The following is a 22,466-nucleotide window of genomic DNA, read 5'->3' on the forward strand; positions in this document are numbered from 1 at the left end:
GTCCTCGGTCAGTTGGGGCTGAAGGACTGGCGGGTGAGGTCGACGGCGGGCAGCGAGGGCAGCCAGCTGAGGACGGCGGTCTCGCGGCGCAGCAGGTCGAGTTCGGCGCGCAGCCGCTGGGCGGTGTCCGGGCAGGCGAGCAGCTGCTGCTTGACCGGCGTCTCGAACACCGAGGCGGCGGCGACCAGGTAGGAGAGCACCTGGGGGTCGTCCGGGAGGTCCTGGTGGCCGACGGTGCTGGCCTCGCGGGCACCGGCCAGGCGCTTCTGGTAGACCCGGAACGCCCGCTCGACCTCGGAGGCCAGCGCGCCGGAACCCTCGCCGGGGCGCTCCTCGATCGGCTCGATCTCGCCGGTCAGGTACGGGCCGGAGGCGTCCACCGAGCACAGCCGGAACCGGGTGGTGCCGGTGACCAGCAGCTCGTAGTGGCCGTCCGGCTGGTGCTGGACGGAGGCGACGTCGGCGACGCAGCCGATGGGGAAGATCGCCTCCAGCGGGTCCCCGGTGACGGTGCCGAGGCCGTCCAGCGGACCGGCCGGGCCCTCCTCGGGCCTGACCGGAGCGACCTCCCGGCCGTCCTTGATCGCGAGCACGCCGAACCGCCGGGGGGTGTCCTCGGACTGTTCGAGCAGGTCGGCGACGAGACGGCGGTAGCGCTCCTCGAAGACGTTCAGGGGCAGCACCAGGCCCGGGTAGAGCACGGTGTTCATCGGGAAGAGCGGCAGCCGTTCTGTCACGGCGGACAGCGTAGTTCCCCGGACGGGGGCCTTGTCGCGCGGTTGACGGTCAACCGCGCTGGAGCATCCGGGTGGCGCCGGCGACGACCGTGGAGGCGAGCAGCCAGCCGATGACGACCAGCCCGGCGGAGATCCACTGGGTGAGGCCGCCGGGGTTCCAGCCGCCCTGGTTGAGGTCCACGATCGGCAGCAGCTGGTTGAGGGTGTAGAGCACCGGGTTCCAGTGCGGGCGCTCGTCGGCCTTGAGCGGCTCCAGCGGGTGGGTGGCGAACCAGAGGCTGCCGAGGATCCAGGCGAGCAGCAGCCACAGGCCGGCCCGGCCCGGACGGTAGCCGTAGCCGACGGTGGCGTCCTGGACCGCGCCCCAGACCCGGGCGGGCAGCGGCAGGGTCCGGCGGCGCCGGCGCTGCTTGGCGTAGAGCACCTCGCGGGCGTCGTCGTCGGCGCCGTCGCGGCGCAGGGCGGCGGCGAGCTGCTCGTAGGACTCGGGCTGGAAGTCCACCGAGGAGCCCTCCAGCCAGGCGATCCGCTGCCGGACGGTGAAGGGGGTGATCGGGCGCAGGTTCTCGTACACGAAGCCGGTGAGGCCCAGGTGCCTGCCCAGCGGCCAGGCCTCCGGGTCGTCGACCAGGTTGCCGACCCGGGCGCGGGAGAGCGAGACCTTGCCGGTGGGACGGGACTTGCAGGAGAAGCGCAGCTCGGGGGTCTGGATGCGGCGCAGGGCGAGTTCGTCGTCACCCTCCAGGTGGAACTCGCCGGAGATCAGGCAGGCGCTGTCGAAGCGGGAGTCGGAGAGGCGGACCTGGCCCCAGGCGCGGAACGGGGTGACGGGACCGTCGGGCGCCGGGACCCGGCCGTAGCCGGAGCCGTAGTAGCCGCGGGAGTCGGCCCAGCCGTTGTCGGCGGAGCCGGTCAGGTAGAGGGTGTGGCCGACGCTGACGCGCACGGCGTTGAGGCAGACGCGGTTCTTCTGCGGGACGGCGCGCAGCTGGGCGCCGCGCAGCGAGAGCCGGCCTCCTATGCGGGCCGTGCGTATGCTCAACTCGCCGTTCGTCTCCAGGCGTTCGGCCTCGAAGTCCTGGTTGACGGTGATCCCGTCGGCGGAGACGGCACGGGCGTAGCGGTCGCCGCCGACCACGGTCTGGTTGAGCAGCAGGTCGGTGCCGATCTTGGAGTCGGTGAGCCGGATGCCCTCGGGGACGCGGCAGCGGGCCAGGTGGAGGTCACCGGTGGTGGAGAGCCGGGAGGCCTCCAGCCGGGGGATCAGGCAGCTCACGAAGCGCAGCGTCGAGGCCGCGGCCTCGGAGATGAGGATCTTCTGCTCGAAGCGGCAGCCCTGGAGCTCGACGTAGCGGTCGATGGTGGCGCCGGCCAGCGTGAGCGGGCCGGTGACCAGCACGCCGCTGAGCCGCAGCGAGGCGACGCGCCCGGGAGCGGGCTCGGGGCCGGCCAGCAGCAGGTGGGCGAGCACCTCGGCGCGGACGGTGCGTTCGGGGCCCCAGAGGGCGTCGCCGAAGGGGTCGTCGGTGTCCGCCGCGCCGGTTCGCAGATCCAGGATCTCGCCCTGGCGGTAGGCCTCCCAGAGCCTCTGCTCGATCCCGTCCCAGCCCTCCGGAGCGCGCTCCGCCATGGTTTCCCCCGTCCCCCCGGTCGTCTCGCCTTTCGTATCACGGACTGAAATGCGGGACCAGCGGTTCCGGCCACTCCTTACACTGGGTGGCGTGATCTCTCGAATCGACCTCCGCGGCTCGCTGGACGACCCGCGTGACCTGCTGCCCCGTGCCGAGTTCGACGTCGCGGCCGCCCTGGAGAAGGTGCGGCCGATCGCCGAGGACGTACGCCATCGCGGGGTCGCGGCGCTGATCGAGATCACCGAGCGCTTCGACGGCGTCCGACTGGAGTCGACCAGGGTCCCGGCCGAGCAGCTGACCGCGGCGCTGGAGACGCTGGACCCGAAGGTGCGGGCCGCGCTGGAGGAGTCGATCCGCCGGGCCCGCGCCGTGCACGCCGACCAGCGCCGCACCGGGCACACCACCCAGGTGGTGCCCGGCGGCACGGTCACCCAGCGCTGGGTGCCAGTCGAGCGGGTCGGCCTGTACGTGCCGGGCGGGCTGGCGGTCTACCCGTCCTCCGTGGTGATGAACGTGGTGCCGGCCCAGGAGGCGGGTGTGAAGGGCATCGCGGTCACCTCGCCGCCGCAGAAGGCCCCTTTCAACAGTGAGTGGGGCGAGGGCCGCGTCCACCCGACCATCCTGGCGGCCTGCGCCCTGCTCGGCGTGGACGAGGTCTACGCCGTCGGCGGCGCCCAGGCGGTCGCGATGTTCGCCCTCGGCACCGAGGAGTGCGAGCCGGTGAACATGGTCACCGGCCCCGGCAACATCTACGTGGCCGCCGCCAAGCGCTACTTCGCCGGCCGGATCGGCATCGACTCGGAGGCCGGCCCGACCGAGATCGCCGTCCTCGCCGACGACAGCGCGCTGCCGAGCGACGTCGCCGCCGACCTGATCAGCCAGGCCGAGCACGGCCCGACCTCCGGCTCGGTGCTGGTCACCGACTCCCCGGCACTGGCCGACGCCGTCGAGGCCGAGCTGGCCGTGCAGGTCGCGAAGACCAAGCACAGCGAGCGGGTGGCCGAGGCGCTGGGCGGCAAGCAGTCCGGCATCATCCTGGTCGACGACCTGGAGCAGGGCCTCGCCGTGGTCAACGCGTACGCGGCCGAGCACCTGGAGATCCAGACCCGTGACGCGCACGCGGTGGCGGCCCGGGTGGTCAACGCCGGCGCGATCTTCATCGGCCGCTGGACCCCGGTCTCGCTGGGCGACTACGCGGCCGGCTCCAACCACGTGCTGCCGACCGGCGGCTGCGCCTGCCACTCCTCCGGGCTGTCGGTGCAGACCTTCCTGCGCGGCGTCCAGGTCGTCGAGTACGACCGGGACGCGCTCGCGGGCGTCGCCGCGCACGTGGTCACCCTGGCGAACGCGGAAGACCTGCCGGGGCACGGGGACGCGATCAAGGCCCGTTTTGTCGGAGACGAACAGAACTGGCACAGCGTCGGAGACGAACAGAACTGGCACAGCGACTGGACGGTGTCGGGCTCGTGACTCCTGTGACTCGCATCGACGACCTGCCCATCCGGGACGAGCTGCGCGGCCAGACCCCGTACGGCGCGCCGCAGCTGGACGTGCCCGTCCAGCTGAACACCAACGAGAACCCGTACCCGCTGCCCGAGGAGCTGGTGGCCCGGATCGCCGAGCGCGTCGCCGAGGCCGCCCGCGGGCTGAACCGCTACCCCGACCGGGACGCGGTCGAGCTGCGCGAGGGCCTCGCCGCGTACCTCGGGAAGACCACCGGCTTCCCGGTCCGGCGTGAGCAGGTGTGGGCCGCCAACGGCTCCAACGAGGTGCTCCAGCAGCTGCTGCAGACCTTCGGCGGCCCCGGCCGCAGCGCGCTCGGCTTCGAGCCCTCGTACTCGATGCACGCGCTGATCTCCCGGGGCACCGGCACCGCCTGGATCTCCGGCCCGCGCAACGAGGACTTCACCATCGACGTGGACGCCGCTGCCGCCGCCATCGCGGAGCACCGGCCGAACGTGGTCTTCATCTGCTCGCCGAACAACCCGACCGGCACCGCCGTGGACGCCGACACCGTGCTGCGGCTGTACGAGGCCGCGCAGGCCGCCCGGCCCAGCCTGGTGGTGGTGGACGAGGCGTACGTCGAGTTCTCGCACCGCGCCTCGCTGCTGCCGCTGATCGAGGGCCGCCCCGACCTGGTGGTCAGCCGCACCATGTCCAAGGCCTTCGGCGCCGCCGGGCTGCGCCTGGGCTACCTGGCCGCCGACCCGGCCGTGGTGGACGCGGTGCAGCTGGTGCGCCTGCCGTACCACCTGTCGGCCGTCACCCAGGCCACCGCGCTGGCCTGCCTGGAGCACACCGACACCCTGCTCGGGTACGTCGGGCGGCTCAAGGAGGAGCGCGACCGGCTGGTCGACGCGCTGCGCGGGATGGGCCTGGAGGTCACCGACTCGGACGCCAACTTCGTCCAGTTCGGCCGCTTCGCCGACACCCGCGCGGTGTGGCAGGCCATCCTCGACCAGGGCGTCCTGGTCCGCGACAACGGCGTCCCCGGGTGGCTGCGGGTCACCGCCGGCACGCCGGCCGAGAACGACGCCTTCCTGGACGCCGTCCGCACTGTGATCAAGGAGCTGTAACCCCCATGTCCCGCATCGGACGCGTCGAGCGCACCACCAAGGAGACCTCGGTCCTGGTCGAGATAGACCTCGACGGCACCGGGAGGACCGACATCTCCACGGGCGTCGGCTTCTACGACCACATGCTCGACCAGCTCGGCCGGCACGGCCTGTTCGACCTCACCGTCAAGACCGACGGCGACCTGCACATCGACACCCACCACACCATCGAGGACACCGCCCTCGCGCTCGGCGCCGCCTTCAGGCAGGCGCTCGGCGACAAGGTGGGCATCTACCGCTTCGGCAACTGCACGGTGCCGCTGGACGAGTCGCTCGCCCAGGTCACCGTGGACCTCTCCGGCCGGCCGTACCTGGTGCACACCGAGCCCGAGGGCATCGCGCCGATGATCGGCTCGTACGACACCACGATGACCCGGCACATCCTGGAGTCCTTCGTGGCCCAGGCACAGGTCGCGCTGCACGTCCACGTGCCGTACGGGCGCAACGCGCACCACATCGTGGAGTGCCAGTTCAAGGCGCTGGCCCGGGCGCTGCGCTACGCCGCCGAGCGCGACCCGCGCGCGGCCGGAATCCTTCCGTCGACCAAGGGTGCGCTGTGAGCAATACTGCGATGATCCTCATCTTCGTCGGCCTCTTCCTGGCCGGCGGAGTCATCTCCTTCTGGAAGCAGAAGCACTCGAAGAGCGTCATCCTGGTGCTCGCCTTCGGCTCCGTGATGTGCCTGGCCTCCGGCCTCATGCGCCTGTAGACCCGCCGCCCGCCGCATAGAGACTGGACACCTGAACATGGGCAAGAACGTCGTCGTCCTCGACTACGGCTCCGGCAACCTCCGCTCGGCGCAGCGCGCCCTGGAGCGGACCGGAGCGGACGTCACCGTCAGCTCCGACTACGACACCGCGATGGCCGCGGACGGCCTGCTCGTCCCCGGCGTGGGCGCCTTCGAGGCCTGCATGCGCGGGCTCAAGTCCGTCCGCGGGGACTGGATCGTCGGCCGCCGGCTCGCCGGGGGCCGACCGGTCATGGGCATCTGCGTCGGCATGCAGATCCTCTTCGAGAAGGGGGTCGAGCACGGCGTGGAGACCGCCGGCTGCGACGAGTGGCCGGGCACCGTGGAGCCGCTGGAAGCCCCCGTCGTCCCGCACATGGGCTGGAACACCGTGGACGCGCCCGAGGAGAGCCGGATGTTCGCCGGCCTCGACCCGCAGACCCGCTTCTACTTCGTGCACTCCTACGGCGTGCGGCACTGGGAGCTGGAGACCCACAGCGCGCGGATCAACCCGCCGCTGGTCACCTGGGCCACCCACGGGCACCCGTTCGTCGCGGCCGTCGAGAACGGCCCGCTGTGGGCCACCCAGTTCCACCCCGAGAAGTCCGGCGACGCCGGCGCCGCCCTGCTGACCAACTGGGTCAACACCCTCTGACTGTCTGAGAGTTGGATCTGATGAGCCTCGAACTGCTGCCCGCCGTCGACGTCCGGGACGGTCAGGCCGTCCGCCTGGTCAAGGGCGCCTCCGGCACCGAGACCTCCTTCGGCGAGCCGCTGGCCGCCGCCCTCGCCTGGCAGAACGCCGGCGCCGAGTGGCTGCACCTGGTCGACCTGGACGCTGCTTTCGGGACAGGCAGCAACTACGAGCTGCTGCGCGAGGTCACCGGACAGCTGGACATCAAGGTCGAGCTGTCCGGCGGCATCCGCGACGACGAGTCGCTGGCCCGCGCGCTCGCCACCGGCTGCACCCGGGTCAACCTCGGCACCGCCGCCCTGGAGGCCCCGCAGTGGGTCGCCAAGGCCATCGCCGAGCACGGCGACAGGATCGCCGTCGGCCTGGACGTGGTCGGCACCACCCTGCGCGGCCGCGGCTGGACCCGCGACGGCGGCCAGCTCTTCGACGTGCTGGAGCGCCTCGACCAGGAGGGCTGCGCCCGCTACGTCGTCACCGACGTCAACCGGGACGGCACCCTGACCGGCCCCAACCTCCAGCTGCTGCGCGACGTCTGCGCCGCGACGGACAAGCCCGTGGTCGCCTCCGGCGGCGTCTCCTCGCTGGACGACCTGCGCGCCATCGCCTCGCTCGTCGGTGAGGGTGTCGAGGGCGCCATCGTGGGCAAGGCACTCTACGAGCAGAAGTTCACCCTCGAAGAGGCCCTGGAGGCGGTTTCAGGATGACGGACGGTCCGATCGTACGCGGCAGGGTCGGCGGTTTCTCCCCCTGGGAGGACGAGTTCGGATACTCCCGGGCGGTTGCCGCGGGTGACCACGTGCACGTGGCCGGCTCCACCGCCTGGGTGGACGGCCGGATCGAGCACGAGGGCGACCCGTACCGGCAGGCCCTCGCCGCGTTCGGCGTCGGGCTCCAGGCCCTGGCCGCGTACGGTCTGACCGTGGACGACGTGGTCCGCACCCGGATGTACATCACCCATGTCCGCGACGCCGAGGAGGTGGGCCGCGCCCACCGCGAACTCTTCGACGCCGCACGCCCGGTGGCCACCATGGTGGTGGTCGAGGGCCTGATCGACTCCCGGATGATGGTCGAGGTCGAGCTCGACGCCTACCGATCCGGGCTGGCAAAGACCCTGGAAGGCAAACAGCCGTGACCCTCGCAGTACGTGTCATCCCCTGCCTGGACGTGGACGCCGGGCGGGTGGTCAAGGGCGTCAACTTCCAGAACCTGCGGGACGCCGGCGACCCGGTCGAGATGGCCAAGCTCTACGACGCCGAAGGCGCCGACGAGCTGACCTTCCTCGACATCACCGCCTCCTCCGGCGACCGGGAGACCACCTACGACGTGGTCCGCCGCACCGCCGAACAGGTCTTCATCCCGCTGACGGTGGGCGGCGGCATCCGCGCCGTCGAGGACGTCGACAAGCTGCTGCGGGCCGGCGCCGACAAGGTGGGCGTCAACACGGCCGCCATCGCGCGGCCGGAGCTGATCCGCGAGATCGCCAAGCGGTTCGGGCGGCAGGTGCTGGTCCTCTCGGTGGACGCCCGGCGCTGCCCTCCCGGCACCGAGACCGATTCGGGCTACGAGGTCACCACGCACGGCGGCCGCCAGGGCACCGGCCTCGACGCCGTCGAATGGGCCGGCCGCGCCGCCGAGTTGGGGGCCGGCGAGATCCTGCTCAACTCGATGGACGCGGACGGCACCAAGGACGGCTACGACCTGGACATGATCCGGGCCGTGCGCAGGACCGTCTCCGTGCCGGTGATCGCCTCCGGCGGCGCGGGCAAGCTCGCGGACTTCGCGCCCGCCGTCGACGCGGGCGCGGACGCGGTGCTCGCCGCCAGCGTCTTCCACTTCGGGGACCTGCGGATCGGCGAGGTCAAGAGCGCGCTGCGGGAGGCCGGACACCCGGTGCGGTGATCGCTCCGTACGGTTCGAGGGCCCGCTGCGCCGGTGCGCAGCGGGCCCTGCCGTGTTCGCACGGTTCTCACGACTCCCGCGGTTCGCCGTGGATCAGGGCGAACGGGGCACCGTTCGGGTCCGCCAGCCAGGCGAGCCGGCCGACGTTCTCCACGTCCGAGGCCGGCATCAGCACCGAGCCGCCGGCCGCCGTCGCCCTGGCCACCCGCGCGTCCACGTCCTCGGTCGCGAAGTACGGCGTCCAGGCGGAGGGCTGCTCCGGGGACATGGTCGGGGCGATGCCGCCGAAACCGGTGGCCCGCTGGTCGCCCTCGGCGGTGGAGATCACCCGGTAGGCCATGCCCGGCGAGGGCTCGAAGTTCTCCTCCCGCCAGCCGAACAGCTGCCGGTAGAAGGTGAAGGCGCCGTCCTGGTCGGAGGTGTGCAGCTCCGCCCAGACCAGGGCGCCCTCCTCGGACACGGCGTCCAGCCCCTTGGTGTTGCCGGCCTGCCAAACGGCGAACCGGGCGCCCTGCGGGTCCGAGAACTGGGCCAGCCGGCCCTCCCGCATCACGTCCGTCGGCTCGACCAGGACCTTGCCTCCGGCCTGCCGGGCGGCATTGGCGGTGGCGTCCGCGTCGGCGCTGCGGAAGTACGTCGTCCAGGAGGACCGGTCACCCTCGTTGAGCGCGCCGATCGCGCCGACCGTCCTGCCGTTCAGCTGGACGAAGCCGTAGCCCATGGCATCGGGGATCTCCTGGAAGGTCCAGCCGAAGACCTGGCCGTAGAACCGGGCGGTGGCGGGGATGTCCGGGCTGCCCAGGTCGAGCCAGCAGGGCGAGCCGATGGGGAAGTCGGTGGTGAGCATGGGGGGTGCCCTTCGACGGAGAGTGACCGGGACGGTTCCGTCGGGCGTGCACACGCCCCCGCCCGGCCACCTGCGAGTCTGCACCCGGGCACCGGCATCCGCAGCCGGAGAGAAGGCCCGGCCCGTGGGGTGCGCGCTACTTCGGGGGCAGTGGCAGGACGTGGCGGAGGGCCTCGACGGCGTCCGGGGCGCCGTCGACGGCGAGGGTGGTGCGGGCGCCGCGGCCGTAGGTGAAGAGGACCAGTTCGCCCGGGTCACCGGTGATGCGGACGGTGGGGGCGCCGGCGGGGCCGACGGTGAGGGACTGGCCGTCAGGGCGGGCGAGGACCAGACGGACGGGGGAGCGGCGGCCGGCCTTGAAGCGGGCGATCATGGGCAGGCGGCGCCACAGGGCCTCGGCGCGGCCGGGCGGGACGGGCTGGGGGGTCCAGTCCTCGACCGCGCGCAGGACGTCCTCGGCGTGGACGTAGTACTCGACGGTGTTCGCCGCTTCGTCCGCGCCGGGCAGGGCGAAGGGGGAGTAGACCGGCGGGCCGGAGCGGAAGAGGCGGATCAGTTCTTCGTACGGCCGCTCGGCGTAGTCGTCCTGCACCCGCCGGGTCCGGGCAGCCAGGGCGGCGATCCGGATGCCCGCCGCGGCGTCGGGGCGGCGCTCGCGGATCACCAGGTGGGCGGCGAGGTCCCGGGTGGTCCACCCCTCGCAGAGAGTCGGGGCGTCCGGCCCTGCGGCGGTGAGGAGTTGGGCGAGGCGGTGGCGTTCGGCGAGGGCGTGGTTCGACATGGCGCCAGCCTAGGGCCCGTCGCTCGTGGGGCCGGTCAGATGTAGAGGGCGGCGGCGCGGCGGGTCGCCTCGGCCAGGCGGGCGCGGAGCTCGGGCGGGTGGAGGACCTCGGCCTCCGGGCCGAGGCGGAGCAGCTCGAAGTAGCCGATGTCCCAGGTCTCGACCGGCAGGCTCACGGTGACCCAGCCGTCGGCGTCCGGGGGGCCCGCGGTAGCGAGGGCGTCGTCGGCGGCGGTCGGCTCCAGCAGGACGGCCAGGTTGTCGACGGCGGCCGGGCTCAGCCGCACCACCGCCCGCTCGCGCAGCATGGCGCGGGTGAACTCCCGCGCCGCCGCGGCCCAGTAGCCCGCGAGGTCGAACTCCGGGTCGCGCTCGAACCGTTCGTCGCCGGCCTCGGCGGTCTCGAAGCGGTTGACCCGGTACGAGCCGACCCGGCCGGACGGGCCGCGCGCCGCGACGTACCACTGCCCGGCCTTCAGCACCAGGCCGTACGGCTCCAGCCGCCGCTCCCGGGTGCCGCCGCGCGCCGTGTAGCGGGCGTGGAGCACCCGGTCCTCCCACACGGCGCGCGACACCTCGGCGAGCAGCGGCGGGGGCTCGGCCTCGCGGAACCAGGCCGGTGCGTCCAGGTGGAACCGCTGGACGGCGGCCGCGGGGGCGTCGCCCACGGCGGCGGCGACCTTCAGCCGTGCGGCGAGGGCGTGCCCCGCCAGGCCCATGTCGCGCAGCGGACCGGGGAGCCCGGCCAGGTGCAGCACCTCGGCCTCGGCGCGTTCGAGGCCGGTGAGGCGGGTGCGGTAGCCGTCGACGAGCCGGTAGCCCCCGCCGCGGCCGCGTTCGGCGTACACCGGCACGCCGGCCTCGACCAGGGCGGCGACGTCCCGCTGCACGGTGCGCTCGGAGACCTCCAGCTCGGCCGCGAGCTCCGGGGCGGTCATCGTCCGCCGGGCCTGGAGGAGGAGCAGCAGCGCGATGGTCCGGCTCGCCCGCACGTCGTTCCCTCCCGGTCGTCCGCTCTGGTCGTGGGTCCGGTGGTCCGGGCCCCGCACCATTGTCGCCGGGAGCGGTGGCCGTCGCCGCGCGTCCGTCAGCGCCTGTCCGTCAGCGCTGGGCGTCCTGCGCGGCGTCCAGGAGCGGCAGACCGGCCGCGTACCGGCGCAGGTAGCCGGCGGTGGGGGTGTCGGCGGCGGCGACGGTGTCCGGGGTGCCCTGCGCGACCACCGCGCCGCCGTCCGGGCCGGCCCCCGGCCCGAGGTCGATCACCCAGTCCGCGGAGGCGGCGACCGGGATGTCGTGCTCGGCCACGACGACGGTGTTGCCGGAGTCGAGCAGCAGGTCGAGCGCGTCGACGACCCGCTGGACATCGGACGGGTGCAGGCCCGAGACGGGCTCGTCGAGGACGACCAGGCCGGCTCTGCGGCTGGTCGCGCCGCGCTGGACCGCGGACGCGAGCCTGAGGCGCTGGGCCTCGCCGCCGGACAGCTCGGTGGCGCTCTGGCCGAGCCGGAGGTAGCCGAGCCCGACCCGGTCGAGCGCGGTGAGGGTCTGCGCGAGCTGCCGGGGTCCGGTGAAGACCTCCAGGGCCTCGGCGACGGTCAGGTCCAGCACCCGGTCGACGGTCAGCCCCTGGTACGTGACCGCCAGGGCCTCGGGCGCGTAGCGCCGGCCGTCACAGGTGTCGCACACCACCCAGATGTCCGGGAGGAAGTGCATGTCGACGAGCCTGCGGCCGTGGCCGGCGCAGGCCTCGCAGCGGCCGCCCGGGGTGTTGAAGCTGAACCAGGAGGCGTCGGCGCCGCGCGCGCGGGCCGCTTCGGTGGCGGCGAACAGCTTGCGGACGAGGTCGAACGCCTTGCTGTACGTGGCCGGGTTGGACCGCGGCGTGCGCCCGATCGGCTCCTGGTCGACCACGGCGACCCAGCCGAAGCCGTCGAGCCCGGTCACCTCGCGCACCGTGCCGGCGTGAGTCGTGTCCTCGACCGCCGTGCCCCTGGGCGCCGTGCCCTTGAGAGCGGCCGCCACGCCCGCGCCGAGCGCGCCCAGGACGCTGCTCTTGCCGCTGCCGCTGACCCCGGTCAGGCAGGTGAGCCGTCCGATGGGCAGGCGCAGCGACTCCGCGGCCGTGTTGTGGGCGCGCACCCCGCGAAGCTCCAGCCAGCCGGTGCCCGCGCGGACCGGGCGCGGGGTACGGCGCAGCCGCGGCCCCCGCCCGGCCAGGTGGCGGCCGGTGGCCGAGGCGGGGTCGGCGGCGACCAGCGCGGGCGGGCCGCAGACCAGGACCTCGCCGCCCAGCCGGCCCGCGCCCGGCCCCATGTCGACGACCCAGTCGGCGCGGGCGATCAGCTCGGGGTCGTGCTCGACGAGCAGGACGGTGTTGCCGGCGTCGCGCAGTTCCAGGGCGATGTCGAGCAGGTGCCGCTTGTCCGCCGGGTGCAGCCCGGCGCCGGGCTCGTCCAGGACGAAGACGACGTCGCTCAGCTCGGTGCCGAGCTGGGCGGACAGCCGGGTGCGCTGCAGCTCGCCGCCGGACAGTGTGGCGGCGCCGCGGGACAGTTGCAGGTGGGCCAGGCCGAGCCGGTCCAGGAGGCGCAGCCGGCGCCCGAGGTCCTGCAGCAGGGGCTCGCCGACGGCGCGCTGCCGGTCGTCGAGGGTGTCGGCGAGGTGCCCGGCCCAGCGGCGGACCTCCCGGACGTCCACCTCCAGCAGCTCGGGGTAGGACAGGCCGCCGAGGCGTACGGACCGGGCGACCCGGTCGAATCCGCTGCCACGGCAGGTGCCGCAGGGCTCCTCGCGCAGGTACGGCAGGTACCGCTGCTTGGCGTCGGCCGTTCGGGCGTTGGCAAACACCCGCTCCACCTCGGCGAGCGCGCCGCGCAGCGGCTGGCTGGAGGTGTACGTCATCCGGGCCGTCTCGTTCCGGTTCGGGATGTCGACCGTGGCCTCGACGGCCTCGTCGCCGGTGCCGTACAGGACGTCGTGCCGGAACGCCGCGGGCAGCGACCGCCAGGGCAGGCCGAGGTCCACGCCGCGGGCGGCGGCGAGCGCGGGGACGAACACGTGCTCCCCGGAGCGCCACTTGGCGAACCAGGGGGAGGCGCCGTCGAACAGCGGGAGGTCCGGGCGGGTGATGACGAGGTCCTCCGCCGCCTGCCGGCGTCCGCCGGCGCCGTGGCAGTCCGGGCAGCCGCCTTCGGGGGTGCGGCGGTCGAAGTGTGCGGTGGTCAGGGGGCCTTCGGCGGTGTCCGGGCCCGGGCCGACCTGTGGAAGGCGGGAGAAGAGCAGGCCGAGGTGCCCGTCGATCCCCGTGATGGTTGCGACGGTGGAGCGCGGGTTGCGGTTCAGACGGCGCTGGTCGACCGCGAGGGTGGCGCCGAGGCCGAGGATGCGGTCGACCTGGGGACGGTTGCGCTGGCTGATGTACTGGCGGACGAACGGCGAAAGGCCTTCCAGGTACCGCAGTTGGGCCTCGCTGTGCAGGGTGTCGACCGCCAGCGACGTCTTTCCGCTGCCGCTGACGCCGGTGAAGGCGACGAGCCGGCCCTTGGGGATGCTGACGGACACGTCGCGCAGGTTGTTGGTCCGGGCGCCGACGACCTCGATGGTGCCGCGCGGGTTCACGCCCCGTCCGCCTTCTCCGCCGTTTCCGCCTTCTCCGTGAGCTTGGCCAGGTCGGGGGCGAACGCGGTCATCCACTGCGGGTGCAGCCGGTAGTAGACGACGTCGTTGTCCCAGTCGAAGGCGTCGTCGCCGTAGAACCCCTGGAAGTACGCGAGCAGCTCCGGCCAGTCGGCGGCCGGCTCGCCGCCGTACGGGTTGAGGACCTCCACGCTCCCGTGCGTGAACACGCCCAGGTCCTCCCCGCGCAGGTGCGCGGCACTGACCGCGGGCCGGGCGGCGAGGTGCCGGGCCTTGGCGGCACCCCGCGCGGTGCCGAAGTGCCACTTCCCGTGCAGGAAGTGCCCGTCCACGCCGCTGATCCGCGGCTCCCCCTTCGCCGTCACCGTGGACAGCGCGAGCGTGCACATCCCGGTCAGCACACCGGTGAGCTGCCCGGCGGTCAGCGTGCGCTCACTGCTGATGATCGACCGCAGGTGCGCCGTCGACCGGGAGAGCGAGGCATCGAGAAGGGCCTGGAGCCGCCGGAGCTCCTCGGGTGTTTCACGCATCAGGTTCCTCTGTCCATCCGTCCGTCGTCCCGGCCCGGCACCACCACGGCCCGACCGGCAACCCCCACCCTCCCCGGAAAACCCGACACCTCCTGTCGCCTTTCCCACGACATCCCCCGGCACACCGACAGCGGCCACCCGGACATCGGAGGTCCGACGGGAGCGGGGCTGTCGAAGGTCCTGGTGGCGATGTTCTGCGGCGCCGCCACAGGCCGGGTGGCCGCCCCCGTACGGGGCGAGTTCGGTGAAGCGGCTGTCAGACGGCGGTCGGGTGGGCCATCCTCGTGGCCATGACCTCCGAGCAGCCGTCGTCCGCAGCCGGCTCCCGTCCGACCCGCGGCCTGGTCCTCACCGTTGCCGCCGTGCTGGTCGTCCTGCTCGCGGTGGTGGCCACCGCGGTGCTCTGGCCGGACGACAAGAAGCCGGCCGCCGCGCCGCCGCCCACCCCGACGGCCACGCCGACGCCGACGCCCACCCCGACGCCCACGCCGACCAAGCCGCAGCCGCCGTACGCGTACTTCCCGGTCGGCGCCTGCTTCGACCACCCGCAGCTGAGCCCGGTGATCACCAAGCCCGAGGAGCGGCCCTGCGCGGGCGACCACGACGGCGAGGTGATCGCCGACCCGGTGCTCCCCGACGGCATCACCGGTGACATCCCGCTGGCCCTCGCGATGCGGGACGGCTGCAAGGACGCCGAGACCGCCGCCAAGGCCCGCCAGGGCGACGGGAAGACCTACTACGGCCGCCAGTTCGGCCCGTCGATGGCCACCTACCAACAGGGCTGGCGCGACTACACCTGCACCCTGGCCGCGAGCAACAAGCAGGGCGGCCCCAAGCTCACCGCGCCGCTGCACCCGTAGCGGGCGGTGCGGGCCGGGCTGACACAATGGCCCCATGTCCACCACACCCGCCACTCCCGGCAGCACCGCCCTCGCCCCCGAGATCGCCGCCCGGCTCAAGCGCACCGAGGACGGCCTGATCCCGGCCATCGCCCAGCAGTACGACACCGGCGAGGTGCTGATGCTCGGCTGGATGGACGACGAGGCGCTGCACCGCACCCTGACCACGGGCCGCTGCACCTACTGGAGCCGCAGCCGCCGTGAGTACTGGGTGAAGGGCGACACCTCCGGCCACGTCCAGGCGGTCAAGTCGGTGGCCCTGGACTGCGACGGCGACACCCTGCTGGTCAAGGTCGACCAGACCGGCGCGGCCTGCCACACCGGCGACCGCACCTGCTTCGACGCCGACGTGCTCCCGCTGTCCTGACCCCACTCCGTCCACAACTCCAGAAGGTGCCGCCCGTCATGGATCTCGAAGCCTTCCGCAAGCTCGCCGTCGACACCCGGGTCATCCCGGTCACCCGCAGGCTCCTCGCGGACGGTCTCACTCCGATCGGCCTCTACCGCAGCCTCGCCGAGGAACGGCCCGGCACCTTCCTGCTGGAGTCCGCCGAGCAGGGCCGCAGCTGGTCGCGCTACTCCTTCGTCGGGGTGCGCAGCGCCGCCGCGCTCACCGTCGGCCCGGACGGCGGGGCCCGCTGGCTCGGCACCCCGCCGGTCGGCATCCCCACGGCCGGTGACCCGCTGGAGGTGCTGCGCGCCACCCTGCAGGCGCTGCACACCCCGCGCCAGGAGGACGACGGCCTGCCCCCGCTCACCGGCGGCCTGGTCGGCTACCTCGGCTACGACATCGTCCGCCGGCTGGAGAAGCTGCCCGACCTCAACCCGGACGACCTGGGCCTCCCCGAGCTGACCATGCTGCTCGCCACCGACCTCGCGGTCCTCGACCACGTCGACGGCACGGTGCTGCTGATCGCCAACGCCGTCAACCGCAACGACCTGGCCAGCGGCGTGGACGAGGCCTGGGCGGACGCGGTGGCCCGGCTGGACGCGATGGAGGCCGAGCTGTTCAAGCCGGTCGACCCGGGCCTGGCCACCTTCACCCCGGTCGGCCCCGGCGAGGTGCACTCGCCGTTCGGCGGCGCGCCGTACCGGGCCGCGGTGGAGGAGGTCAAGGAGCGGATCCGGGCCGGCGAGGCCTTCCAGGTGGTGCCCTCGCAGCGCTTCGAGGCGCCCTGCCCGGCCTCCGCGCTGGACGTCTACCGCGTGCTGCGCACCACCAACCCCAGCCCGTACATGTACCTGTTCCGCTTCCCCGGACCGGACGGCGGGGCCGAGGGCGGCTTCGACGTGGTCGGCTCCAGCCCGGAGGCGCTGGTCAAGGTCACCGACGGCGAGGCGATGCTGCACCCGATCGCCGGCACCCGGCACCGCGGCGCCACCCCGCACGAGGACGCGGAGCTGGCCGCCGAGCTGCTCGCCGACCCCAAGGAGCGGGCCGAGCACCTGATGCTGGTGGACCTCGGCCGCAACGACCTCGGCCGGGTCTGCGAGCCGGGCAGCGTCGAGGTGGTCGACTTCATGCAGGTCGAGCGCTACAGCCACGTGATGCACATCGTGTCGACGGTGACCGGAAAGGTCGCCCCGGGGCGGACCGCCTTCGACGTGCTGACCGCCTGCTTCCCGGCCGGGACCCTCTCCGGTGCGCCCAAGCCGCGGGCGATGCGGATCATCGAGGAGCTGGAGCCCACCCGCCGCGGCCTGTACGGCGGCTGCGTCGGCTACCTGGACTTCGCCGGGGACTCGGACACCGCGATCGCGATCCGCACCGCGGTGCTGCGCGACGGCACCGCGTACGTGCAGGCCGGCGCGGGCGTGGTCGCCGACTCCGACCCGCACGGCGAGGACACCGAGTGCCGCAACAAGGCGGCCGCCGTGCTGCGGGCCGTCGCCACCGCCAATACGCTGCGGACGCCGGAACTGTCGTAGAGGTCGTGGAACCGGTGTGGTGACTGCCGGAGCACGCGAGGAGGCGGCCGGGATGCCCGAGGTAACCGAGGTGCCGTACGACGAGCTGCGCTGGGCGGTCGTGCTCGGCGCCGCCGGACAGCTGGGCGAGCAGCCGGCGGGCCACGGCCGGGTGCTGTCCGGGGTGGCGATCGACTTCCCGGCGGCGCCCGGCGGCCCCGGCCGGGACCGGCCCGACCCGGGCGCGGCGCTCGCCCCGGACCTGGCCGTGCTCGCCCGGGACGCGGTGCGGGGCGGGCGGGGCCGGTTCGGCGCGGCCGGGGTCGAGGCGGTGCTGGAGGTGGCCCGGCCCGGCCTGGCGGAGGCGGCGAAGGCGTACGCGCGCGGCGGCGTGCCGGTGTACCTGGTGGTCGATCCGGCGGCGGCGGTCTGCACCGTGCACACCGCGCCGTCCCCCGAGGGGGTGTACCGGGAGGCCGAGCGGGTGCCCTTCGGCAACGACCTGTTCCTGCCGCTCGGCGGCCGCACGGTGGTGCTGCGGACGGACGAGTTCCCCACCCCGTCCCCCACCCCGGGTACGGACCCCGGCGTCGGCCGGGGGATAGTGGACGGGTGACCGCTGAGCAGACCCCCGCCCCCGCCGCCCCCAGCCGCCGCACCCTCGGCGTGATGCTGCTACTGACCGTGCTGAGCGCCGTGCTGGTGCTGACCGCGGCCGGGCGGACCTGGGCCGAGGGCCGGGCCGGCACCCTGGACGTCTCCGTCACCGGCGGCAGGATCTCCGAACTGCCCGGCGGGCTGGCCCTGGTGGGCCTCGCCGCGGCCGTCGCGGTGTTCGCGGTGCGCGGCGCCGGCCGGCTGGCGGTCGGCGCGCTGACCCTGCTGGCCGGGCTCGGCGCGGCCGCCGCCTCGGTGGCCGGGGCGGGCGACACCGCCGCGCTGGACGCCGAGGCCGCCCGCAAGCTGGCGCTGACCGGCTCGGCGGCCACCGAGGTCTCGCACACCGGGTGGCCCTGGGTCGCGCTGGTCGGCGGGGTGCTGCTGGCCCTCGCCGGACTGCTCACCCTGCGCTACGGCCGGGGCTGGCCGGCCATGGGCAGCCGCTACGAGGCTCCGACCCGCCGGACCCCGGTGAAGACCGACACACCGGGCGACCTGTGGAAGGCGCTGGACCGCGGCGAGGACCCGACCGCGGTGTGAGCTGCGCGCATGTGACGCGATAGACCCGCCACCCGCTTTGGGTCACCGATGTGTGGCCCGGCACAATGGAACCCGTCAACCCGCCGGCGGCCCCGCAGGCCCGGCCGGGCCCCGAGAGCCAAGGAGCACCATTCAGATGGCAGCAGCAGCACACGGCCACACCCCCGCCGCCTGGACCGGCGTCGTCATCTCCTTCGTCGGCTTCGGCGTCGCGGGCGTCGCGATGATCCTGCCGTCGGTGCTGCTCGTGTGGGTCGGCCTGGCGGTCGTCCTGGCCGGCGGCGTGGTCGGCAAGGCGATGTCCCTCGCCGGCATGGGCAAGCAGGCCAGCGCCAACGTCTACAAGTCGACCGAGGAGCAGCTCGCGGCCCGTGAGGCCCGCGCCGCCGTCGCCGCCTGACGACCGGCTCGTCGCACCACACGTTTGTCGTACATCGGAACGGCGGGCGCGCCACGCCCGCCGTTCCGTCGTGTCCGGGCCCGACCCGGGCAGAATCGGGGCGTGAACGCCGCCCCCACCGCCTCCGCCCTGCCGCCCGTGCTGCGCCGGCTGAGCCCGCCGCTGACCGCGCTGGCGGCGGTGGCCGTCCCCACCGCGTACGTCGCCGTGGTGGACCCGAACACCCCCGGGCACTACCCCGACTGCCCGTTCCTGACCGCCACCGGCTGGTGGTGCCCCGGCTGCGGGGGATTGCGCTGCGTCCACGCGTTGACCCACGGGGACCTCACCGGCGCCCTGCACGACAACGCCGTCGCCGTCCTGCTGTTCGGCGTGCTGGCGGTGCTCTGGCTTCGCTGGGGCTGGGCCGCGCTGACCGGCGGGCCGCCGCCCCGGATCACCGTCGGGGCCCGGCGCTGGGCGCTGATCGCCTTGCTGGTGCTGGTGTTCACGGTGGTGCGGAACTCGCCGGTCGGCGCGGGGCTGGCGCCGCCGCTGGTCTGAGCCGGCCGCCGAACCGTGCTCCAGGGCCGTCGAACCGCGTTTCCCGGCCACCGAACCGCCCTTCCCGGCCACCGGCCGCAATCGGCCCCAAGTCCGTCCGAAAACCGGTGCGGGGCTGGCGAAAGCGCAGCTGAGGACCGCCGGAACGGGCGTCCGGTCCGCGAGACGCGGCTCGAACCAGTGCGCCCCCCGCTCCCGGGTGCCGATACCATCGAAGAGCTGGTGGGCTGTCGCCCGCCGGCTCGTGTTGGCCAACTGGCAGAAAAGATGGGGGCTCCTGAGTGAGTGTGCTCGACTCGATCATCGAAGGGGTCCGCGAGGACCTCGCCGAGCGGCAGGCCCGGGTCTCCCTGGACGAGCTCAAGGAGCTCGCCGCCAAGGCGCCGGAGGCCAAGGACGGCGTCGCCGCCCTCAGGGGCGACGGGGTCCGGGTGATCTGCGAGGTGAAGCGCTCCAGCCCGTCCAAGGGCGCCCTGGCCTCGATCGCGGATCCGGCCGCCCTGGCGGTCGACTACGCGGCCGGCGGTGCCGCCGCGATCAGCGTGCTGACCGAACAGCGCCGCTTCGGCGGTTCGCTGGCCGACCTGGACGCCGTCCGCGCCGCGGTGGACACCCCGCTGCTGCGCAAGGACTTCATCGTCACCGCCTACCAGCTGTGGGAGGCCCGCGCGCACGGCGCCGACCTCGCGCTGCTGATCGTCGCGGCCCTCGACCAGCCGGCCCTGGTGTCGCTGATCGAGCGCGCCGAGTCGATCGGCCTCACCCCGCTGGTCGAGGTGCACGACGAGGAGGAGATCAAGCGCGCGGTGGACGCCGGCGCCCGGATCATCGGCGTCAACGCCCGCAACCTGAAGACGCTCGAAGTGGACCGCAACACCTTCGAGAACGTCGCCCACGCCATCCCGGACGGCATCGTCAAGGTCGCCGAGTCCGGCGTGCGCGGCCCGCTGGACGTGATCAACTACGCCAACCTCGGTGCCGACGCGGTGCTGGTCGGCGAATCCCTGGTGACCGGCAAGGACCCGCGCGCTGCGGTCGCCGACCTGGTCGCCGCCGGGGCCCACCCCGCCGTCCGGCACAAGGACTGACACCACCCGATGAAGATCGCCACCCGACTCGCCCCCGGCTGCCGCCCGCGCGGCTGCCGCGCGCCCGCACGCCGGGTGCTGGGGCGTCGGGTGCGGTACGTCATCGGGTGCGAGCCCGGGCAGGTGCCGGGGCGGCGATGGCGCGTGACGTCCGGCTGAGGAACCAGCCGATCGGCCGGATCCCCGGCCGGTCAGACGTCACGTCGTTCATCTCCGTCTTCGTCAAGGGAAAACACCATGTCCGAAAAGGACTACCTGCCCGGTGCCCAGGTGCCGGACGCGCGCGGCTACTTCGGCGCGTACGGCGGCCGCTTCATCCCCGAGGCGCTGGTCGCCGCGGTCGAGCAGGTCGCCGAGGAGTACGAGAAGGCCAAGGCCGACCCGGCCTTCGCCGCCGAGCTCGACGCGCTGCTCAAGGACTACACCGGGCGCCCGAGCCCGCTGACCGACGTGCACCGCTTCTCCGCCGAGGCGGGCGGCGCGCGCATCCTGCTCAAGCGCGAGGACCTCAACCACACCGGCTCGCACAAGATCAACAACGTGCTGGGCCAGGCGCTGCTCACCAAGCGGATGGGCAAGACCCGGATCATCGCCGAGACCGGCGCCGGCCAGCACGGCGTGGCCACCGCGACCGCCTGCGCGCTGTTCGGCTTCGACTGCACCATCTACATGGGCGAGGTCGACACCGAGCGCCAGGCGCTCAACGTCGCCCGGATGCGGATGCTCGGCGCCGAGGTGGTGGCCGTCAAGTCCGGCAGCCGGACGCTCAAGGACGCCATCAACGAGGCGTTCCGGGACTGGGTCGCCAACGTCGACTCCACCCACTACCTGTTCGGCACGGTTGCCGGGCCGCACCCGTTCCCGATGATGGTCCGGGACTTCCACCGGATCATCGGGGTCGAGGCACGGCAGCAGGTGCTCGACCGGACGGGGCGGCTGCCCGACGCGGTCGTGGCCTGTGTGGGCGGCGGCTCCAACGCGATGGGGATCTTCCACGAGTTCATCCCGGACGCCGGGGTGCGGCTGATCGGCTGCGAGGCCGCCGGCGAGGGGGCCGAGACGCCCCGGCACGCGGCCACCCTCACCAAGGGGGACCCGGGGGTGCTGCACGGCTCCCGGACGTACGTCCTCCAGGACGAGGACGGGCAGACCATCGAGTCGCACTCGATCTCGGCGGGGCTGGACTACCCGGGGGTCGGGCCGGAGCACGCCTGGCTGAAGGACACCGGGCGGGCGGAGTACCGGCCGGTCACGGACGCCGCCGCGATGCAGGCGCTGCGGCTGCTGTCCCGTACCGAGGGGATCATCCCGGCCATCGAGAGCGCCCACGCGCTCGCCGGGGCGCTGGAGCTGGGGCGCGAGCTCGGGCCGGAGGCGACCATCCTGGTCTCGCTGTCGGGGCGCGGGGACAAGGACATGCACACCGCGGCCGAGTACTTCGGGCTGTACGACGAGAAGACCGACGGCTCGGGCAACGGCTCCGCCGAGGGGGGTAAGTGATCATGACTTCCAAGCTGAGCGCCAGCAAGCTGGGCGGCATTCTGGCGGCCGCCAAGGCGGAGGACCGGGCCGCGCTGATCGGGTACCTGCCGGCCGGGTTCCCGACCGTGGACGGCGGCATCCGGGCGATCAAGGCGCTGATCGAGGGCGGCTGCGACGTGGTCGAGGTCGGGCTGCCGCACTCCGACCCGGTGCTCGACGGTTCGGTCATCCAGACCGCCGACGACATCGCGCTGCGGGGCGGTGTGCGGATCAAGGACGTGCTGCGGACCGTCCAGGAGGTCGCCGCGGCGCACCCCGAGGCGGCGGTGCTCGTGATGACGTACTGGAACCCCGTCGACCGCTACGGCGTGGCGCGCTTCGCGGCGGACCTGGCGGCCGCGGGCGGGGCCGGATGCATCCTGCCGGACCTGCCGGTCGAGGAGTCCGAGGAGTGGCGCAAGGCGGCGGACGAGCACGGACTGGACACCGTGTTCGTGGTCGCCCCCAGCAGCAAGGACGCGCGGCTGGCGGAGGTCACGGCGGCGGGGAGCGGGTTCGTGTACGCGGCCGCGGTGATGGGCGTGACCGGGACCCGGACCGCGGTCGGCTCGATGGCCGAGGACCTGGTCGCCCGGACCCGGGCGACGACGGACCTGCCGGTCTGTGTCGGGCTCGGGGTCTCGGACGCGGTGCAGGCGGCGGAGGTCGCCCGGTTCGCGGACGGGGTGATCGTGGGGTCGGCGTTCGTGAAGCGGATCCTGGCCGCGGGCCAGGACGAGGCGGCGGCGCTGGATGCCGTGCGGGGGCTGGCGGAGGAGCTGGCTTCGGGCGTGCGGAGGCGCTGACGCG

26 protein-coding genes are annotated in these 22,466 nt (G+C 73.7%); 19 read left to right on the forward strand and 7 right to left on the reverse strand.

Features of this window, described 5'->3' with window-relative positions:
* Positions 1-8: 8 nt before the first annotated feature.
* Positions 9-746, reverse strand: coding sequence for an LON peptidase substrate-binding domain-containing protein (locus ACIRRH_RS02690; RefSeq protein ID WP_403061085.1), 738 nt, complete (start codon positions 744-746; stop codon positions 9-11).
* A 40-nt stretch (positions 747-786) separates the two neighbouring features.
* Positions 787-2,367: an oxidoreductase gene (locus tag ACIRRH_RS02695; protein WP_403060663.1), complete on the reverse strand. Its 1,581-nt coding sequence runs from the start codon at positions 2,365-2,367 to the stop codon at positions 787-789.
* Positions 2,368-2,458: 91 nt separating this feature from the next.
* On the opposite strand from ACIRRH_RS02695, the gene hisD reads away from it, so the two are divergent.
* From hisD to hisF, 8 genes are read left to right on the forward strand one after another with little or no spacing between them, the layout of a single operon-like run.
* Positions 2,459-3,838 (forward strand): histidinol dehydrogenase, encoded by a 1,380-nt coding sequence (gene hisD, locus ACIRRH_RS02700; protein ID WP_403060666.1) that lies wholly within the window; start codon positions 2,459-2,461, stop codon positions 3,836-3,838.
* Positions 3,839-3,843: 5 nt separating this feature from the next.
* Positions 3,844-4,944, forward strand: coding sequence for a histidinol-phosphate transaminase (locus ACIRRH_RS02705; RefSeq protein WP_403061088.1), 1,101 nt, complete (start codon positions 3,844-3,846; stop codon positions 4,942-4,944).
* A 5-nt stretch (positions 4,945-4,949) separates the two neighbouring features.
* Positions 4,950-5,543, forward strand: coding sequence for an imidazoleglycerol-phosphate dehydratase HisB (hisB, locus tag ACIRRH_RS02710; protein WP_396301835.1), 594 nt, complete (start codon positions 4,950-4,952; stop codon positions 5,541-5,543).
* Between the two features lie 11 nt (positions 5,544-5,554).
* Positions 5,555-5,692 (forward strand): hypothetical protein, encoded by a 138-nt coding sequence (locus tag ACIRRH_RS02715; RefSeq protein WP_355249799.1) that lies wholly within the window; start codon positions 5,555-5,557, stop codon positions 5,690-5,692.
* Between the two features lie 37 nt (positions 5,693-5,729).
* Entirely contained in the window at positions 5,730-6,365 is a 636-nt protein-coding gene (gene hisH / locus ACIRRH_RS02720) for an imidazole glycerol phosphate synthase subunit HisH (protein WP_224280628.1), read from the forward strand.
* A gap of 17 nt (positions 6,366-6,382) precedes the next feature.
* Positions 6,383-7,108 carry a bifunctional 1-(5-phosphoribosyl)-5-((5-phosphoribosylamino)methylideneamino)imidazole-4-carboxamide isomerase/phosphoribosylanthranilate isomerase PriA gene (gene priA / locus ACIRRH_RS02725; protein ID WP_403061091.1) on the forward strand — a complete coding sequence of 242 codons (726 nt, stop codon included), beginning with the start codon at positions 6,383-6,385 and terminating at the stop codon, positions 7,106-7,108.
* Positions 7,105-7,536 (forward strand): RidA family protein, encoded by a 432-nt coding sequence (locus ACIRRH_RS02730; RefSeq protein ID WP_224280627.1) that lies wholly within the window; start codon positions 7,105-7,107, stop codon positions 7,534-7,536. Before priA ends, ACIRRH_RS02730 begins: the two co-directional genes overlap by 4 nt.
* Positions 7,533-8,303 carry an imidazole glycerol phosphate synthase subunit HisF gene (hisF, locus tag ACIRRH_RS02735; protein ID WP_403060672.1) on the forward strand — a complete coding sequence of 257 codons (771 nt, stop codon included), beginning with the start codon at positions 7,533-7,535 and terminating at the stop codon, positions 8,301-8,303. Before ACIRRH_RS02730 ends, hisF begins: the two co-directional genes overlap by 4 nt.
* 67 nt (positions 8,304-8,370) lie before the next feature.
* Here the strand turns inward: hisF and ACIRRH_RS02740 are convergent, their stop codons facing one another.
* The 5 genes from ACIRRH_RS02740 to ACIRRH_RS02760 form a co-directional block, all read right to left on the reverse strand.
* A complete protein-coding gene (locus ACIRRH_RS02740) occupies positions 8,371-9,150 on the reverse strand; it encodes a VOC family protein (protein ID WP_403060675.1) in 780 nt (259 codons plus the stop codon).
* Between the two features lie 136 nt (positions 9,151-9,286).
* A complete protein-coding gene (locus tag ACIRRH_RS02745) occupies positions 9,287-9,931 on the reverse strand; it encodes a TIGR03085 family metal-binding protein (protein WP_403060678.1) in 645 nt (214 codons plus the stop codon).
* A 35-nt stretch (positions 9,932-9,966) separates the two neighbouring features.
* Positions 9,967-10,923, reverse strand: coding sequence for a helix-turn-helix transcriptional regulator (locus ACIRRH_RS02750; protein ID WP_403060681.1), 957 nt, complete (start codon positions 10,921-10,923; stop codon positions 9,967-9,969).
* Between the two features lie 109 nt (positions 10,924-11,032).
* The gene (locus ACIRRH_RS02755) at positions 11,033-13,549 is read right to left on the reverse strand and encodes an excinuclease ABC subunit UvrA (protein ID WP_403060684.1); all 2,517 of its coding nucleotides are present in this window, start codon (positions 13,547-13,549) and stop codon (positions 11,033-11,035) included.
* Entirely contained in the window at positions 13,546-14,097 is a 552-nt protein-coding gene (locus tag ACIRRH_RS02760) for a pyridoxamine 5'-phosphate oxidase family protein (RefSeq protein ID WP_403060687.1), read from the reverse strand. Before ACIRRH_RS02760 ends, ACIRRH_RS02755 begins: the two co-directional genes overlap by 4 nt.
* A 290-nt stretch (positions 14,098-14,387) precedes the next feature.
* Here ACIRRH_RS02760 and ACIRRH_RS02765 point away from each other — a divergent pair, with 290 nt between their 5' ends.
* The 11 genes from ACIRRH_RS02765 to trpA all read left to right on the forward strand — a co-directional run bounded on the left by ACIRRH_RS02765 (position 14,388) and on the right by trpA (position 22,462).
* Complete coding sequence (locus ACIRRH_RS02765) at positions 14,388-14,957, forward strand: hypothetical protein (RefSeq protein ID WP_403060690.1); 570 nt, start codon at positions 14,388-14,390, stop codon at positions 14,955-14,957.
* A gap of 34 nt (positions 14,958-14,991) precedes the next feature.
* Complete coding sequence (hisI, locus tag ACIRRH_RS02770) at positions 14,992-15,363, forward strand: phosphoribosyl-AMP cyclohydrolase (protein WP_224284280.1); 372 nt, start codon at positions 14,992-14,994, stop codon at positions 15,361-15,363.
* Positions 15,364-15,401: 38 nt separating this feature from the next.
* On the forward strand, positions 15,402-16,925 hold the full coding sequence (locus ACIRRH_RS02775) for an anthranilate synthase component I (protein WP_403060693.1): 1,524 nt from the start codon (positions 15,402-15,404) through the stop codon (positions 16,923-16,925).
* 52 nt (positions 16,926-16,977) lie between these two features.
* A complete protein-coding gene (locus ACIRRH_RS02780; protein WP_403060696.1) occupies positions 16,978-17,520 on the forward strand; it encodes a Uma2 family endonuclease in 543 nt (180 codons plus the stop codon).
* 53 nt (positions 17,521-17,573) lie between these two features.
* Positions 17,574-18,104: a TIGR02234 family membrane protein gene (locus ACIRRH_RS02785; RefSeq protein ID WP_403061094.1), complete on the forward strand. Its 531-nt coding sequence runs from the start codon at positions 17,574-17,576 to the stop codon at positions 18,102-18,104.
* A 136-nt stretch (positions 18,105-18,240) separates the two neighbouring features.
* Positions 18,241-18,504 (forward strand): HGxxPAAW family protein, encoded by a 264-nt coding sequence (locus ACIRRH_RS02790; protein WP_403060699.1) that lies wholly within the window; start codon positions 18,241-18,243, stop codon positions 18,502-18,504.
* 102 nt (positions 18,505-18,606) lie between these two features.
* Positions 18,607-19,047 (forward strand): DUF2752 domain-containing protein, encoded by a 441-nt coding sequence (locus ACIRRH_RS02795; protein ID WP_403060701.1) that lies wholly within the window; start codon positions 18,607-18,609, stop codon positions 19,045-19,047.
* 281 nt (positions 19,048-19,328) lie between these two features.
* Positions 19,329-20,135, forward strand: a complete 807-nt coding sequence (trpC, locus tag ACIRRH_RS02800; RefSeq protein WP_403060704.1) for an indole-3-glycerol phosphate synthase TrpC — start codon at positions 19,329-19,331, stop codon at positions 20,133-20,135.
* 9 nt (positions 20,136-20,144) lie between these two features.
* Complete coding sequence (gene trpM, locus ACIRRH_RS02805; protein WP_374119904.1) at positions 20,145-20,294, forward strand: tryptophan biosynthesis modulator TrpM; 150 nt, start codon at positions 20,145-20,147, stop codon at positions 20,292-20,294.
* Positions 20,295-20,372: 78 nt separating this feature from the next.
* The gene (trpB, locus tag ACIRRH_RS02810; RefSeq protein WP_403060708.1) at positions 20,373-21,635 is read left to right on the forward strand and encodes a tryptophan synthase subunit beta; all 1,263 of its coding nucleotides are present in this window, start codon (positions 20,373-20,375) and stop codon (positions 21,633-21,635) included.
* Between the two features lie 2 nt (positions 21,636-21,637).
* A complete protein-coding gene (gene trpA, locus ACIRRH_RS02815) occupies positions 21,638-22,462 on the forward strand; it encodes a tryptophan synthase subunit alpha (RefSeq protein WP_403060711.1) in 825 nt (274 codons plus the stop codon).
* Positions 22,463-22,466: the final 4 nt, after the last annotated feature.

The organism is Kitasatospora sp. NPDC101235 (assembly GCF_044767505.1).
Lineage (GTDB): Bacteria > Actinomycetota > Actinomycetes > Streptomycetales > Streptomycetaceae > Kitasatospora.